A 17,237-nucleotide genomic window follows, 5' to 3' on the forward strand; every position below is an offset into this window, starting at 1 on the left:
CTCTATTTTACCAGAGAGAGGGTTGTGATTGGAAATGTTTACCGGTATTACGAAATCTGCCTCGCGCGGAAAGGGAACTACAGGGCTCTATTCTAGCGAAAAGTGGCATTATAGGGAGGGAGGGGAACTACAGGGCGCTATTTTGCTGTTTGCTGGGAAATTTAGCTGATTTCGCGGAAATAAGACCCTGTAGTTCCGCTATGACCCTTGCATCCCTGCTTTTTGCCTAAATAGCGTCCTCTAGTTCCCTTACTGGGTTTTGCCCTTAGAAGAGGCTGATCTAGTAGACTGCCGGTGATAAACCCATTGGCCTGTTGCGCCAACGAAGAACGTTAGTTCAACAAAACAAGGAGCAGTTTGCCACAGCAACTGATTGTTAGGGCAGGTGAAAACTGGATTCATAAAATATGTAAAAATACCGATACATAAACAGAATGATTTTTTATAGATAAGATGGTCTAATTAATAAGTTAGGCGGGCGATTGCTGGAAACACAGCAGATGGCAAATTAAATAAGCAATGGACGCTTATTAGCTCTTTGAACCAGAACTGAGCTTTACGGTATTGAATCCATAATATTTTTACCAGACGGATCGACAGCGATCTGTCCGATGTTCATCTTTTGTTGAATAAGTTTATATTTCGTTGCGTTGCTCCATATGAAATTTGTCGAAAAATCTATACAATGAACAATATGAAAGCGCTTCATATTATTGAGAGGGGGGACTTTTTAAAGGGCGTATTGGAGTGGATTCCTATTTCATTGTTTTCAATTTCATCAATTTACACCAAGGAGAGGTGCATTCCCTCATGAAGCAAGAGCATAACTTTTCACTACCTCATGTATCGACAAAAATAGTGACGGTTCTGTTAGCCGCACTAATTGCAATTACGACCTTCGTTGTCGCACAGCCAGCGAGTGCGTCGTCGTCACAAATTTCAAACGCTGTTGATAAGTACGCTGCGGACGGTGAGCAGATCTGGTCCCAAGGCGGTTGGATGATGAAAGAAGGAGATACGTATTATTGGTACGGCGGGGATCTTTCTCAACCTAAGACTTTGCCAGACGGGACAGATAATACAGCAAAATGGGAAAAGAGAGTTAGTGCCTACACGTCGACAGATCTCGTTAACTGGACAGCGTATAGGCGTATTGTCGACTTTCCTTCCATTGATACTTATCGTACAGCGCACCCTGGTACAACAGTTCCTGCATTTGATAAAAATAATTGGTTCGGCAGACCGGTGGTCCAGTATAACAGCGTAATCGGTAAATATGTGATGTTTTTGGAATGGAAATATCCTGGCGGATACCGCAATGCCATTTCCATCTGGTATAGTGATTCACCCGTAAGTCAGTTCGAATTCCAAAAGCTCATTCCTAACCCAGGCGGTTATTATGGAAATGGGGATCTCGGTTCGTTCTTCACCGATGATGACGGAGTTACGTACATGACGCAAACCGTTGATTGGAAACTGACTTCAAGTGGCACGCCTGATTATAATTCCGGGATTTATATCGGCAGAGTGGACACAACACTGAATGCCAATAATGAATATGAAATCAGTATCACGCGCGTTAAACTGTTGGAGTCGTCAGCTCCTTATAAAGAAGCGACTACCTTGTTCAAAGTAGGTTCCAAGTATTACCTGTTGGCTTCCCAGACCAATGGTTGGAGATCCAGCCAAACTTATTACTATACAGCAGACAGTGTAACCGGTGATTGGAGTTCATCTGCCAAGGTTGGGACAACCTCGTGGCAAGGCTCTACCTACGACAGGACTAGCCCTACGGGTTCGAATTCGTTCGATACGCAATTCGACCAAATCCTTCCGATTCAAGGAACAGCCGGAATGATGTATCTGTTTATCGGCGACCGTTGGAACAATTTGAAAGAGAGTGACGGTACTTTTGGAAGTTATGGACCTGGTCGTAACCAATGGTATCCTCTGACTTTCGATAGCAGCGGCAAGCCAATTATTAACGGGTATCAACAATGGTATACGGACCTGACTGCTGGAACATGGAGCCCGACAGCTCCTGCAGCTCCTATTAACACGCAGTTAACCTATGCGATTGTGAACAGCAATTCCAGTAAGGCGCTTGCCATTACAAATGATCTTACGACAGCTGACGCGACACTCCAGCAGCGGGCATATACCGGCGCAGCCAGCCAGTCCTGGAAATTCGTCGATGCTGGATCAGGTTATTACAGAATTCAAAATACGAACAGCGGATTGTTCATGGACATCCGAAACGCATCGACGGCAAGTGGCGGATATAGCATCCAATGGACGGCTAGCAACAACAATAGTCAGCAGTGGCAGCTCATCGACGCAGGGAGCGGTTACTATAAAATCAAGAATCGTAACAGCGGCAAGGTGCTAGGCATGAGTAATGGTTCGACAGACGACAGTGCAGCTGTCATCCAATGGGAAGAAGCAGGCTCGGCGAACCAAACGTGGCGCTTCGACGCGGTTGCTCCAATTGATCTGACCAAGACGTATTCGATTCTAAATCGCAATAGCAGCAAATCTTTGGGGACAGTAGGAAACGCTACGGTTACAAGTACGAATATCGAACAGCGAACCTATACAGGCGCGGCAAGCCAATCCTGGCAGTTCGAGTACACTAACGGCTACTATAAAATTAAAAATGTCAACAGCGGTACATACATGGATATTGCCAGCTCTGCCACATTCAGCGGCGCGAATAGCGTCATTCATACAGCAAGCAGCTCCAATAGCCAGCTTTGGCAGCTTGTTGACGTAGGCGGCAGCTTCTACAAACTGAAAAATGTTAACAGCGGCCTAATGCTCGGCATCGATGCTGGCAGCACAGCAGATGGCAAATTGAATAAACAGTGGACACCATCTAGCTCTCTGAACCAGAACTGGAGTTTTACGGTTCTCAATCCTTAATTTGAAAGTGACCGGGGACATTTACACGTCTCCGGTTTTTTATTTCTGATAAAATAGTTGATACCATACCCTTTTTCGTTGTTTACCTGTATATTCTAGACTCGCACGTATACTCTAAACTGAAATATAACGTTCTGCGTTTAACCGTATCTCTGACACTATTTAAATCGTAGAAGGGTTGACTTTATATGGCACGATTGTTTTTCAAAAGCAAATATATGCCCTTTACGTATAAAATGATGATTCCTTATCTCTTGCTCGTGCTGGTTACAGACGCAGCGATCGGCTACGCCTCGTATACAATGCTTGTAAAGTCCCGTACGGAGGTAGCACAGACGGGTATACGAGCTGCACTTGAGCAAACGCGCAATAATGCGCATTACCGCATGGCAGAAATTCAGCGAATTTCTGATCTGTTGTTTGGCAACTTGCCGTTTCAACGCGCCCTTACGAAACATGGCGATCGTCACAGCATGTACTTAACGGTCATTGATGAAGTTATTCCTCTGCTTCAAGCGCCGCTTGAACTGTTCGGCAGCCCGATTCAGCTGACACTCTACGCTGTGAACCCGGATATTGGTGAATCAATCGGCTCTTCCGACACGAGTCCAATGACGAAAAGTGATTATTTTATCCAGTCCTTTTCCACGCTGCAGGACAGTTCATGGTTTCAAAAGCTGCGGGCCAATGGAGCAGATAATCTGTGGTTCCAAGCTGATAGGGACCAGGAGGTTGGCAATGTCTCCCTTTTCCGTAAGCTCGTCTTATTTACGGACTATAGTTCCGTCATTGGATATATTAAAATTACGGTTAATCTCGATAGCTTGATTGGCAACATAGCCAAATATCCTGAGCAGGGACTTGGCTTGCGATTCTATGACCAACGGACAGGCCTTACTTTGTTCGAGCGGCTTCCTGGCGATACTGGCGACAAGTTTCTGAATTTGCGGGAAGAAATTGAAGGAACTTCGTTCGCAATTGAGGTTCGCGTGCCGCTCGATTATTTGAACAAAGATGCGAAGCGGCTGCAAGTGACGATCGGGCTGATCTGTGCGGCAAGTTTTGTTATGATGGGGATTATCGGGTTTGTCGTAGCGACGTTGTCTGGACGAAGAATGAAACGAATTGTCTCATTTATTCGGTCCTTACAAGAGGGAAAACTCGATCGACGACTCACTGTTAGCGGGAACGACGAGTTTGAACTTATCGCTCATTCATTCAATCGCATGGCAAACAGTATTCAGCAGCTTCTTCAAGATGTATACAAACAAGGGGTTCAAAAAAAGCAGGCGGAACTAGAGGCTCTGCAAGCGCAAATTAATCCTCATTTTCTATACAATACCTTGTCAACAATTAGCAGCCTAAGCAATTTGGGCAAGACACGCGAGGTGACGGAGATGGTAAAGCTGCTCTCTCGGTTCTATCGATTGACGCTGAATGAAGGGCAAGTTCTTATTCCGCTGCAGAAAGAATTGGATCAAGTCGGGGCCTATCTCGACATCCAAAAAGTCAAATATGCAGATGCGTTTCAAGTATTTATCGATCTGGACCCAGAAGTCGAAGAGGTTCAGATTATTAAATTGCTGGTGCAGCCATTTGTTGAAAATGTGTTCAAGCATGCATGGTTCGGAGAAACAATCGCGATTCGTATTACGGCGAAGCGAGTAGGGGAGCGGCTCGAGCTGAAGGTCATCGATAACGGCATCGGCATGCGGCCAGATACCGTCGACAAGGTGTTTCGCGGCGGACCACAATCGAATGCTTACGGACTGAAGAACGTTAATGAACGAATCAAACTCCGATATGGCGCCGATTACGGTGTGCAAATTGCCAGTATTTACGGCGGCGGGACGACCGTCCACATTTTGTTGCCTTTTCATATGAATACTTTATCAGAGGTTGACACAATGAGTTACTCTCACAATCACACAGGAAAGGGTGACGATCTATCATGAACATTCACATTTTACTTGTCGATGACGAAGCAATTGATTTGGAATGGCTCCGGGTACGAGTAGAAGCAACGCATTGTCAAGGGCTGCGAGTTGCGGGAACAGCGAAGAGCGGGTTTGCCGCACTTGCCTGTATGAAACAGGAAAGAATTGACATCATTCTGTCTGATATTCGCATGCCGATTATGTCGGGGTTCGAATTCGCGCGCAAAGCGAGAGAGATCAACCCGGAAGTCCGGATTGCTTTTATTAGCGGACATGAAGATTTCAGCTATGCGAAGGAAGCTTTGCAACTAGAAGCCTATGACTATTTGTTGAAGCCTGTCGATGACGGCGAGCTGGCTAAGATGATTGCAGGCCTTTGTGCCAAGGTAGAGGAGGATCGTCGCCACCGCTCCACTCTATCTGAGGCACTGCCATACGTACAGCGAGAGCTGCTGCTTCGCTGGTTCCATGAAGCGTCTCCAGCAACAGCCGAAGAGCGGCTGACCGAGTTTGTGACGCCTTTTATCGAGAAAGGTACAGCGGTGGCTTTGATTGAGGCCGATGACTTCGAAAGACATTCGAAGGAGCTGACCATAGAAGGTCGCCGCGAATTATGGACAAGCGTAGAGCAGCATCTGATGGAAATTGTTCAGAAAAAAGGACTGGGGAACCTAATGATCGGTTTCGCTAATCGGTTCGTTCTATTGACAGCAGGTGGAGTTGAAATTGGCACTAAGCTTGAAGAACTGATTGATGCTTTCCGCGAGGCTTTCCCGTTCACAATAACCGTTGGAATTGGCGTTCGCGCGTATAGCCCGGAAGAGCTTCATAACTCGTATCGTCAAGCAGAGATGGCGCTCAGCATCAAGTGGATACTGGGTAAAAACCGAGTGATTCGCGATATCACATCCCAGCAACCCGTTAAGACGGGAGCCGTTCCAATTGAACGAATTTTCGAGGAGCTGCTGCAAGCCATACTTGACTATGATCTAGTGAAAATTGATGATGGCTTAACGGCCATATTCCGTCCCGACTTTGCCCCGCATCGTAAGAGTGAGGCATATGATCTGATCATACGTATGACGTCGAAATTACATGGTGATTTGCAGCAATTAAATGAGAATTTGTATGAGCTCCTCAACTGGGAATCTCATCAGCCCGATGTGTTATTCGAATTCGAGACGATGAATGATATCGTGTCCTGGCTGCGCAGAAGGTTATTCGAGTTGTCCGAGCTGTTGTTTATGAAAAGGCGGAAGCAGGACCGTAAATTGATCGCGGATATTATGAGCTATGTGGAAGGACTGCTGGAGAACAAAGTAACGCTTAAGGAAGTTGCTGCGAAATTCGACTTTACGCCCAATTATCTAGGCCATTTGTTTAAAGCGGAGACGGGGATGGGGTTCAGCGACTTTATGAATACCATTCGCATGAAGCGTGCTTGTGAGCTGCTTGACAATCCATGGATGAAAGTTTATGAAATCGCAGACAAAATTGGTTACAAAAATGTCATTTACTTTAATCGCTTTTTCAAGCAGGCTACAGGTATGACGCCAAGGGATTATCGTAAAAAGAACAAAATATAAAAGATGTCGTAGATTTAGTATTAATTTTTTATATATAGAGAGGATTTATCATTATTATGTTGATTATTGACGGCAACGGAGCAGGAAGAATTTTTGAAGGAGAAGGCGTGGTTAGCGGCGGTGGTGGCAATACGCGTCTGTTGATCGATTATCCAGAGCCTTATCGCAGTGACATTCTGGATTATCTTTTCAAGCCGAATTATGGGGCCAGCTATACCCATTTAAAAGTCGAGGTAGGCGGAGATGTCTTTTCCACTACGGGAACAGAGCCTACCCACGCGAGAACAAGGGAGGAGCTTGCTAATCCGAATATGTATCGAGGCTACGAGCTTTGGCTAATGAGCGAAGCGAAGAAGCGGAATTCGAAGATCCAACTTGATATTTTGCAGTGGGGCGCCCCAGGATGGATTAACGACTTCAGCAACAACATCGGCAAAAACAAGGACAATTACTATAGCAACCACAAAAGTAAATATGCCATGTATTCGCAGGATAATGCGGATTATTTGGTGAGCTATATCCAGGGAGCTAAAAGAGTTTGGGACTTGGACATTGACTACGTAGGGGGTAATCAGAACGAAAGCTTTGTTGGACTTGATGCAGTAGACCCTTGTGATCCCAATAGTCCTTCCTATTTAAAAAACTACCTTGTCAATATTTTGAGACCTACACTTGATCGAAATGGCTTACAACATGTAAAAATTATCGCTCCTGACATTGGTGGCAGGGAACAAGAACCCTATAACCCAAGATCACCCTGGGCTTTCGTTGATGAAGTCCTTGCAGATCCACTACTACTGAATGCGGTATCCGTCATTGGCTACCACTATGTGAAGAGCACTTCTACGGAAATTGCCCAAAACTCCGGTTTGACGCTATGGGAGAGCGAAGGCTGGACAGGTTCCGGCAGTTGGTACGACGCTAACGGTCAGAAGGGCGCTCTCGAACTGGCTAGGATCATGAATAACAATTATATTAAAGCCAAGGTCACCAAAACAAATGTTTGGCATATGATCTCATCATCCTATACCAATTTGTCGTTTCCCAAAACAGGTGTTATGATAGCCGACGAACCTTGGTCAGGCATTTATACCGTTATGCCTGGGGTCTGGGCCGCCGCGCATACGAATCAATTTGCTCAGCCGGGCTGGCAGTATCTGGACAGTGGGTGTGGACTCACGACAGGAGGAACTTCTTACGTAACCTTAAAGCAGCCGGATGGCAGTGGGAATTATAGTGTTATTATGGTAACAGGAGACATTGCGGAGACGATGACAATCAAGCTGATAGGCGGATTATCGGCGGACACGGTTCACGTATGGAAATCAAATGAAGGACAACAGTTTATTCAACAGCCTGATATCATGACATCAGATAGTTCGTATTCGATCAACCTTGAGCCAAACTCGATCTATTCGTTGACAACAACGACGGGACAGCAGAAGGGGCAGTCTGCCCATCCAATCCCGGCACCTCAATCGTTCCCTAGAAATTATTATGATGATTTTGAAAGCTACGTTATAGGTGAAACGCCTAAATTTACTTCCGATGTGGAAGGCGTATTCGAAGTTGCCGATAAGTTTGGCAGCGGCGGCAAAGCTTTGCGTCAAGTTGTTGCAGGTCCAATGAAGCAGTGGGATGCTTGGATGACCCCTCGTATTCGATATTGCACGCATACACAATTAGGCGATCTGGATTGGACGGACTATGACTTCAGCTCGGATGTTTGTATTGAAAGCGCCGGAACAGATTGTTATGGAAATGAAAAGCCCGGTACGGTATCCATCGTTGGACGCGCGGGCACTCAGGCACGTAAATACATCAATGATACGTTGATCAGCGGCTACAGGCTGCAGGTGGATCAGGCTGGCCAGTGGAGTTTGCGGATCACAGACCCGCTGAAAGATTCCGATTCCATACTGGCTTCAGGCAGTGTGCCTTTCTCAGCAAATACTTGGCATCATTTAAAATTAAGTTTTGGCGGCCCAATTATTAAGGGATACATTGATAATAATCTTGTTGCATCGGTCACAGATAACACGTATGCTACAGGTGTTGCAGGTTTGGGAAGCGGCTATAATTATGCACAATATGACAATATTTCTATTATTCATGTTCCCTATCCGAAACAAGAAGAGCAGTAGAGGGTCGATCCTCTACTGCTTTTTTGTGCTTATTAACAATATTTAAATATGTTCGTAGATTTAGTACTAATTTTAGTTGTTCAGCTAAATGATATCTAAATATCCATTCCTCTATACTTATAAACAGAGAGAGGAGAAGAGCTATGATAAAGAGACAACAAAGAATCTGGCATGAACTAATAAAAAATAGAACTTTGCTGCTTATGATATTGCCAACTGCGTTGCTATGTTTTCTGTTTTCCTACATCCCGATGGCTGGGATCGTAATTGCTTTCAAGACGTACAACTACACAGGGGGTATTTTTGGAAGTCCGTGGGCAGGGTTTGATAATTTTAAATTTTTCTTCCAATCCGGCAACGCTTGGCTGGTGACACGGAATACAGCGTTGTATAACCTAGGCTTTATTATCATCGGCAACGTACTGCAAATCTCAGCGGCAATTCTGCTGTTTGAAGTCGGGGGCAAATGGTTTCGCAAAATCATCCAATCGGCGATGTTCCTGCCGTATTTCATCTCCTGGGTAGTCGTTGGCTCTATTGCTTACAGTTTCTTCAGCTACGACATCGGCACAATCAACAACTTATTGACATCGCTAGGCATGGAGAAGATCGATATTTACAATACGCCGGCATATTGGCCTTACATCTTGTTATTCTTTAACATCTGGAAGTCTCTCGGCTATGGCACGGTGATGTACCTAGCCGCCATTACGAGCATCGACACGGAAATGTATGAAGCGGCCGAAATTGACGGAGCGAACGTGTTCCAGCGCATATTTCATGTAACCGTTCCGAATTTAATACCAACGCTCACGATTCTCGTACTGCTATCTGTTGGCCATATCTTCCGCGGCGACTTCGGCATGTTCTACAATTTGGTTGGCAACAACGGCATTTTGTTTTCATCGACAGACGTTATTGATACTTTTGTCTTCCGCTTACTGATGACCACTAACGAGATCGGCATGTCCGCCGCAGCAGGTGTCTATCAATCGGTACTCGGCTTCGTGACGATTCTGTTGGTCAACTCTGCGGTACGCAAATACGATAAGGATCGCGCTTTATTCTAGTGAGGGGGACATTTCATATGCACGCGACAGCCGTTAAACGCGGCCTACAGAAGGATAAGTTCTTTCTCTCCGCCATCGGGTACGTCACACTTGTTGGCATGGCATTCCTATGCATCATACCATTCTGGATCGTTCTGGCCTCTTCGTTCAACGATGAGAATGCAATCCGTTTGCACGGCTATAGTATGCTTCCTACCTTATTTTCGACGGAAGCCTATCGCATTATTTTTGAATATCCGGATGCTATTATTAGGTCTTACGGCGTAACTATCACGGTCACTGTCGTCAGTACGGTACTCGGCTTGTTCCTAACGGCAATGACGGCTTACGTGCTATGCCGCAAAGATTTCAAGTGGCGCAACCATTTCGCCTTTTACTTCTTCTTCACCACGCTGTTCAGCGGAGGGCTTGTCCCGTGGTACTTGTTAATTGTCAACTATTTGGATCTGAAAGATAAATTGATCGTACTTATTCTGCCGACATTGGTGAATGTGTTCAACATTCTTGTCATGAGGGCGTTCATGAGCGGTATTCCTGATGCGATTTCGGAGTCAGCCAAAATCGATGGCGCCGGCGATTTCCGGATCTTCCTCAATCTGATACTTCCGCTTTCCAAGCCTGCGCTGGCGACGATTGGTCTGTTCATCGCGCTTAGCCATTGGAACGATTGGTATATGGCACTGCTGTTTATTTCCGATGAAAAGTTGATGCCGCTGCAATATTACTTATACAAGATGATAGGCAATCTGGAGGGCATGCGCGATGCCCTGGTAGGATCCGGGGCGGGTGTGACGGTCACGATTCCCGGGGAAAGCTTGAAAATGGCCATGACCGTTGTCGCAACCGGTCCGATCATCCTTGCCTATCCGTTCATCCAAAAGTACTTCGTAAAAGGATTAACGATTGGCGCTGTTAAGGGGTAATCTCAGGGAAACCTGGTTATCAATATAAATACGACAACTGGAAAATTGAAAGGGGTTAGCAATACAATGGAAACAAAGAAATCACTGGGGATAGCATTGACGAGTCTATTGGCAGCATCTATGATGCTTAGCGCATGCGGCAACAGCGAAAGCCCGAAAAACACTGCAAACAATGCCCAAAGCACGGCCTCGACAAATCCGAAAGACGGGGGGATCGATACTTCTAAAGCCGTTACCTTGAAGATGATCTTGTTGGGACCGAAACCGGCCGATTACGACCTGGTATTTGGAGAAATCAACAAAATTTTGAAGCAGAAAGTAAACACTACCCTTCAAACAGAGTTCTTGGATTGGTCCGATTGGAAGCAGAAATATCCGCTCAAATTTGCAGCTAATGAAGACTTCGACCTCGTCTTTACGGCCAACTGGGCTATGTACGCCGATCAAGCCAATAAAGGCGGTTTCCTGGAACTGACGGACACTATCCTTACCAAGTATGCGCCGCAAACCTGGAAAGCCATGGATAAAGTAAAGTGGGATCAAGCGCGAGTTAAAAGCAAGCTTTACATGATCCCGTATAACATTCCGAACGAATATAAGGAGAAGCTCGTCATTTACCGCGAAGACTTGCGCGAGAAGTATAACTTGCCGCCTATTACTGACGGGGCTTCGTTCGCGAAATTTACGGATGCGATTGTGAAAAACGAAAAGGGCGTTACGCCGTTTGGCCCAACTCTTTCGAATATGAATGCGTTGGACACGCTGTTGTTGGTGCAAAAGAACAATTGGAAGCAAATTGATGGTACACCGTTCGCGTTCAAAATAGAAGATGCAGCGGGCAAAGTGTTTAGCATCTACGACACGCCGGAATTCAAAGATCTGCTTACTTACTACAAAAATCTCGCGGACAATGGCGCATGGATGAGAGATGTGCTGACTTACAAAGGAAGCCAGTCAGAAGATTTTAAATCGGGTAAAATTGCCTCATATTCACATACGTTATCTTCCGGCGCTTCATCTGTTTCCGCTATCAAAAGTGTGCACCCTGATTGGAAAATCGGCATAACCGATATCGCACAAGACAGCAAGAAATCAACGGCAATTTCGACGCAAAACGGCATAGCCATCCATGCTTCGTCCAAATCTCCGGAACGCTCGCTAATGGTGCTAGACTTGCTTCAAAATGACAAACAGCTTCACGATCTGATGATGTATGGTATTGAAGGCACGCATTACACGGCTGTCGGCAGCGATCAATTCACGAAAACGGACAAATTCGCTAGCTTCAACACGTTCACGAACTGGAGTTTCCAATCCCCGCTGAATCGCCAGGAGACAACTTATCCCCAAGCGGCGAAAGACATCGAGAACAAATGGAAAAACCAAGTTACTCATTTCAAACTGGAAACGTTCGTGTTTGATACCTCGAAAGTTATTAATGAAGTCTCGAATGTCAGTAACGTTATGACCCGCTACGGGCTGCCGCTCGAATACGGTCTCGTGAAAGAAACGGACAAAGGATTGGCTGACTTACAATCACAACTCAAGGCAGCAGGCGTAGATAAAGCCCAAGCTGAACTTCAAAATCAAGTTAACACGTTCCTGGCTGAAAATAAATAGAACAAGCCGTGAAGTAAACAGTCTTAATTCCATGGCCTAAACCGTAACCCGAGAGTAGGAACCTTTATTGGAGGTGTCTAACTTTCGGGTTATTATTCGGTACGACACTTCCTGCCTTATTAAAGATGAAAGAGGTTATCGATGATGAAACAAACATTTAAGCATATCCCGCCTGCAAACGGCTATCCGGAATGGAACAATAATCCTGAAATTTTTGAACTTAATCGAATGAAAGCACACGCAACCCTGATGCCTTTCGATTCCGTGGAAGAAGCGCTCAAGAATGACCGCCCAGCTTCTCGTAGTTATCTATCACTTAACGGCACGTGGAAGTTTGCTTTCGCGGAGTCGCCGTCCAAGCGTATTGGGAATTTCTATGAGATCAGCTTTGATCATACAGGATGGAATGACATTAAGGTTCCTGGACACTGGCAGCTGCAGGGATACGATTACCCGCAGTATACGAATGTTCGCTACCCGTGGGAGGCGTCAGAGCCGGAGCTGGCTCCTCCGTTCGCGCCTACCTTGTACAATCCTGTGGGCTCGTATTTCCGATCATTCACAGTGCCTGATCATTGGCAGGGGCAACCTGTTTTTATTAGTTTCCAAGGCGTGGAATCCGCTTTCTACGTGTGGGTCAATGGCGAACTCGCGGGCTACAGCGAGGATACGTTTACACCGGCTGAATTCGACCTTACGCCATATTTACAAGCAGGCGATAATACGCTTGCGGTCGAAGTGTATCGCTGGTGCGATGCGAGCTGGCTTGAGGACCAGGATTTCTGGCGGCTGAGCGGTATTTTCCGCGATGTCTATTTGTATACGGTGCCTAAGGCGCATGTGTATGACTTCTTCGTAACAACGGAGCTTGACGAGGCATACGAACATGCAGAGCTTAAAGTTACAGCGATGCTGATGAATTATTGGGAAGCCGATTTGGGTTCAGTTACTCTTGAGGCGCAGTTGTATGACGCTCAGCAGAACGCTGTGTTGGCAGCGCCAATGAAGGTAACTAAATCGCTTGGTAGCGGTAATGCCGAGACTCAAGTTGAGATTTCGGCGCATATCGCAAATCCGCTGAAATGGAGCGCGGAGGAGCCGCACCTCTACATGCTCGTTATCAGCCTGAAGGATGAGGATGGGGAACTGCTTGAGACCATCAGCACGCAGACGGGTTTCCGTACATTCGAGATTAAAGATGGACTCATGCTCATCAACGGACAGCGAATTGTCTTCAAAGGAGTCAACCGTCATGAGTTCTGCCCGGGCGGTGGCCGCGTGATGAAGATGGAAGATATGATGACGGACATTAAGCTCATGAAGGCGTACAATATCAATGCAGTGCGTACTTCACACTATCCGAACAATGCAATTTGGTATGAGCTTTGCAACGAGTACGGCGTGTACGTGATAGACGAAACCAATCTGGAGTCACACGGCACATGGAGCGGCGGTCAGACCGAGCTGCTTCCGACGACGGTGCCTGGCAGCAATCCGGCATGGACGGCGAACGTCATTGACCGTGCGAATTCCATGATGCAGCGGGATAAGAATCATCCTTCGATCGTCATGTGGTCGCTTGGCAATGAAGCGTTCGGCGGCGATAATTTCATCCAGATGTATGATTTCTTACGCGAGGCAGATCCAACACGAATTGTTCACTATGAAGGTGTTGTGAATTGGAAAGAATCCGCCGATGCGACGGATGTTGAAAGCTACATGTATCTAAGACCGGATAGCTTGATTAAGTATGCGAATGAAGCCGGTCCGAAAAAGCCGTATATTTTATGCGAGTACAGCCATGCAATGGGTAATTCCCTCGGCGGTTTACATCTTTACACCGAATTGTTTGATCACTATCCGGTGCTGCAGGGCGGCTTTATTTGGGACTGGGTAGATCAAAGTCTCTGGAAAACGGAAGAGGACGGTACGGCATATATGGCATACGGCGGAGATTTCGGCGAAACGCCACACTCTGGCAATTTCTGCGGCAACGGTCTTCTTCTTGCGGACCGTTCCATTACACCGAAGTTGATTGAAGCCAAGAAGTGCTATCAAAATATAGCAATAACCGAAGTGGATGGCACACAAGGCATCTATAGTATTACAAATAAAAACCTGTTTACAAATTTGGATGCGTATTTGCTGCAGTGGACGATTGCCGTAGATGGCACTGAATATGCTGAAGGCAATCTGACTGTATCGGTCGCGCCTCTTGAGAGCAAGGAGATTAAGCTTGTGCTGCCAAAGCGTGAACAAAGCGGTGAAGCCTTGCTTACGATCAGTTTTGTGACGAAGAAAGCGGAGAAGTGGGCGGAAGCCGGTCATGAAGTGGCGTTCGAGCAATTCCTGCTTCCTGCTTGGAAGCCAGTTGCAGCAGTTGTTGAGCCTGTGAAGAGCGGCAATCCAGTTCATGTTTCCATGCAAACTGGTAGTTTGACTGTAAGCGGAGAAGGTTTCACAGCTGGATTTGATACGGCAAGCGGCAGCCTGGTTTCCTATATCGTTGGCGGAAGTGAACTTCTCAAGGGTGCGCTCGTTCCGAACTTCTGGCGCGCATACACAGATAATGACCGTGGCAATAAGCAGCATGAACGTTGCGCAACATGGCGAAGTGCAGGCGAGGAGCGTATACTTCGTTCGCTGCGTTGGGAGTCGCTTGCCGATCGTGTCATCATCCATGTCGCTTATGTGCTGCCTACAACATCGGAATCGACTTGCTCGATGACATACACCGTTCTTGGCAGCGGAGCAATCCACGTGCTGCAGCAGTTGGTTCCAGGAAACAACCTGCCGGAAATTCCTGAAATCGGCGTCATGTTTAGTCTGGACGGCTCGTTCTCAGACATGGAATGGTACGGCAAAGGGCCGCATGAATCGTATTGGGATCGACAGTTGAGCGCAAAGATTGGACTGTACTACGGTAAAGTTGCCGATCAATTCGTGCCTTATCTAAGACCGCAGGAGTGCGGCAACAAGATGGATGTCCGCCGCGCCGCGATCGCGAATCACAGCGGTATTACGCTGCACATCACAGGCGAACCTACTTTCGAGCTAAACGCACTGCCATATACGCCATTTGAGCTTGAGGCAAATGACCATGTCTATAAACTGCCGGCAAGCGACAAAACCGTTGTTCGTATCAATTATCGTCAGATGGGTGTTGGCGGCGATGATAGTTGGGGTTCGAAGCCGCACCCGCAATTTTTACTGTTGGCTGACAAGAGCTATTCATTCCGTTTTACGCTGCAGGGTAGGGGGATGAACTGACAAGTAAAAAGACATCCGTGCATAGTCCAAACATGACCAATCAACATAAGATGTCAAGAAAGATTATTTCATTTAAAGGATGAGTGAGCTGGGATGAAAACTTTACAGCAGCGTAAAAAAAAGCAAGGACGCGTAAATATCGGCCAAAAAGCCATTCCTGCATCTTCACCCTCTATCGCCAGACATGTTAAAGACAACTTAGGAACACCGGTGTGTGTAGTGCTCAAAAATGGTTCTCTGTATTACGGAGTGCTAAACCAAATCCAAGGTGACAAAGTCATTCTTCAAGGCTTCAAGGGAAATCGGAGGTTCTCCCGGAATAAAGCAAACGCCAAAGCACAAATATCCAATTTAGGAGGTTTGGGCGGCTTGCTTGGCGGAGGCGGCGGGGGATTAGGAGGTATGCTTGGCGGAGGTGGCGGAGGATTAGGAGGTATGCTTGGCCTTCTTGGTGGCGGAGGGCTTGGGGGACTTTTGGGCGGAGGCTCAAGCGGATTAATGGGTGGTCTTGGAAAAGTTGGTGCTTCTAAAGGCACTACTGGGGCTGGGGGTTTCTTGGGCAACATGGGCAGCTTTTTTAAGCTGGGGATGGGAGTCATTTCTTTTATCATGCCATTGATGAAAAATTTTTCGATTTGAGGATTTAGGAAGCCGCACAACTGCGGCTTTTTTCAATGCCAAGATTTATATGTTTTCGGTCTCAAAGGGCATCTAATGAACTGTATGATGCTTATAAACCGGAAAAAGGCTGCTTTGGAGATTTAATGAACGGAGTTGGCGTTACCGAGCACTTTATTGGTTGAATGGTGATCTTTTGCTTGATATAGAGCATCTGGAGTTCATTAGATTTTTAGAATGAGCGATTTTGGCCGAATAAAGGGTTTTGAGTTCGTTAGGGGGCTTGGACTTGCCTCAAGGTACATTGATTGGGTGATCAAGCCGCAGGCTAGGATTTCCTTATTGGCGTCCACCACAGGCTTCGTAGCTACGGCGGTTTTCAGTCTCAAGGGCATCTAATGAACGGTATGATGCTTATAGACCGGAAAATGGCTACTTTGGAGATTTAATGAACGGAGTTGGCGTTACTGAGCACTTTATTGGCCGAATGGTGATCATTTGCTTGATATATAGCATCTGGAATTCATTAAAGTTAGCAATAATTATATTAAAATAAGGTCTTTATACCTATTCATTAAAGGCGTAACATAGACTTTTTCCCTATAAACCTTTATGATAAATTTATTAGAATGGAGGCGATGTTACTAAATTTGGATTAATGGAGAGAGTAATGCACCGATATCCCTAATTGAAAGGATGATATTTTGTGATTATTAAAAAAAGTCTAGACTTAAATGAGATTATCACACAATTGGGAATCAATCCGGGAAGCTATGAAAAGTGGAAAGCAAGCGAAAATTTTTCATCTCAATCAATAGTACCCATACATCCGTCAATACAGCCCTTTACTAACCCACAAATTCCTTATAGCCAAGCGATTAAAGGCTGGTCATCCCACTCGGTCAAGCATGGTCTGTATGAAGAATAGCCACGCTATAATCGTTGATAACAATATAAGGTTTTTCTTCGCAAAGGCATCATTTAATTAGTCAAGCTCAAGGGGGAAGCATCCCGTGGGCTTTTTTGTTTTATCAAATTAGCATGCGCTTGGTACATAAGAATTTCATGGCATTGCCAGATCTAAATAAAAGAGTTCCAATCAACACGACGCAAAGAAAAATGTACGGCCAATGAAACGATAATGGAG

The 17,237-nt window shown here is 46.0% G+C and carries 10 protein-coding genes; all 10 read left to right on the forward strand.

The features are described from left to right. The first annotated feature begins 810 nt into the window (after window positions 1-810). The 10 genes from IEY34_RS22010 (at window position 811) to IEY34_RS22055 (ending at window position 17,018) form a co-directional block, all read left to right on the forward strand. Complete coding sequence (locus IEY34_RS22010) at window positions 811-2,922, forward strand: RICIN domain-containing protein (protein WP_189015155.1); 2,112 nt, start codon at window positions 811-813, stop codon at window positions 2,920-2,922. 188 nt (window positions 2,923-3,110) lie between these two features. Beyond that, on the forward strand, window positions 3,111-4,877 hold the full coding sequence (locus tag IEY34_RS22015) for a sensor histidine kinase (protein WP_189015157.1): 1,767 nt from the start codon (window positions 3,111-3,113) through the stop codon (window positions 4,875-4,877). Next, the gene (locus IEY34_RS22020) at window positions 4,874-6,445 is read left to right on the forward strand and encodes a response regulator (RefSeq protein WP_189015159.1); all 1,572 of its coding nucleotides are present in this window, start codon (window positions 4,874-4,876) and stop codon (window positions 6,443-6,445) included. Before IEY34_RS22015 ends, IEY34_RS22020 begins: the two co-directional genes overlap by 4 nt. Window positions 6,446-6,501: 56 nt before the next feature. After that, complete coding sequence (locus IEY34_RS22025; protein ID WP_189015161.1) at window positions 6,502-8,589, forward strand: LamG-like jellyroll fold domain-containing protein; 2,088 nt, start codon at window positions 6,502-6,504, stop codon at window positions 8,587-8,589. A 143-nt stretch (window positions 8,590-8,732) separates the two neighbouring features. Further along, window positions 8,733-9,659: an ABC transporter permease gene (locus tag IEY34_RS22030; protein ID WP_189015163.1), complete on the forward strand. Its 927-nt coding sequence runs from the start codon at window positions 8,733-8,735 to the stop codon at window positions 9,657-9,659. 17 nt (window positions 9,660-9,676) lie between these two features. Beyond that, window positions 9,677-10,582, forward strand: coding sequence for a carbohydrate ABC transporter permease (locus tag IEY34_RS22035; protein ID WP_189015164.1), 906 nt, complete (start codon window positions 9,677-9,679; stop codon window positions 10,580-10,582). A 66-nt stretch (window positions 10,583-10,648) separates the two neighbouring features. Beyond that, the gene (locus tag IEY34_RS22040; RefSeq protein ID WP_189015174.1) at window positions 10,649-12,202 is read left to right on the forward strand and encodes an extracellular solute-binding protein; all 1,554 of its coding nucleotides are present in this window, start codon (window positions 10,649-10,651) and stop codon (window positions 12,200-12,202) included. Window positions 12,203-12,346: 144 nt separating this feature from the next. Then, the gene (gene lacZ / locus IEY34_RS22045) at window positions 12,347-15,472 is read left to right on the forward strand and encodes a beta-galactosidase, LacZ type (protein WP_189015217.1); all 3,126 of its coding nucleotides are present in this window, start codon (window positions 12,347-12,349) and stop codon (window positions 15,470-15,472) included. 93 nt (window positions 15,473-15,565) lie between these two features. Beyond that, window positions 15,566-16,111 (forward strand): hypothetical protein, encoded by a 546-nt coding sequence (locus tag IEY34_RS22050; protein WP_189015176.1) that lies wholly within the window; start codon window positions 15,566-15,568, stop codon window positions 16,109-16,111. A gap of 685 nt (window positions 16,112-16,796) precedes the next feature. After that, window positions 16,797-17,018, forward strand: a complete 222-nt coding sequence (locus IEY34_RS22055) for a hypothetical protein (RefSeq protein ID WP_189015178.1) — start codon at window positions 16,797-16,799, stop codon at window positions 17,016-17,018. The last annotated feature ends 219 nt before the right edge of the window (window positions 17,019-17,237 follow it).

This window comes from Paenibacillus marchantiophytorum (genome assembly GCF_014640555.1).
GTDB classification, from domain to species: Bacteria; Bacillota; Bacilli; order Paenibacillales; family NBRC-103111; genus Paenibacillus_E; species Paenibacillus_E marchantiophytorum.

Bases quoted from the DNA above. Each gene is read 5' to 3' on its own strand.
- IEY34_RS22010 (WP_189015155.1), top strand. From the start codon at position 811: ATGAAGCAAGAGCATAACTTTTCACTACCTCATGTATCGACAAAAATA.
- IEY34_RS22015 (WP_189015157.1), top strand. From the start codon at position 3,111: ATGGCACGATTGTTTTTCAAAAGCAAATATATGCCCTTTACGTATAAA.
- IEY34_RS22020 (WP_189015159.1), top strand. From the start codon at position 4,874: ATGAACATTCACATTTTACTTGTCGATGACGAAGCAATTGATTTGGAA.
- IEY34_RS22025 (WP_189015161.1), top strand. From the start codon at position 6,502: ATGTTGATTATTGACGGCAACGGAGCAGGAAGAATTTTTGAAGGAGAA.
- IEY34_RS22030 (WP_189015163.1), top strand. From the start codon at position 8,733: ATGATAAAGAGACAACAAAGAATCTGGCATGAACTAATAAAAAATAGA.
- IEY34_RS22035 (WP_189015164.1), top strand. From the start codon at position 9,677: ATGCACGCGACAGCCGTTAAACGCGGCCTACAGAAGGATAAGTTCTTT.
- IEY34_RS22040 (WP_189015174.1), top strand. From the start codon at position 10,649: ATGGAAACAAAGAAATCACTGGGGATAGCATTGACGAGTCTATTGGCA.
- lacZ (WP_189015217.1), top strand. From the start codon at position 12,347: ATGAAACAAACATTTAAGCATATCCCGCCTGCAAACGGCTATCCGGAA.
- IEY34_RS22050 (WP_189015176.1), top strand. From the start codon at position 15,566: ATGAAAACTTTACAGCAGCGTAAAAAAAAGCAAGGACGCGTAAATATC.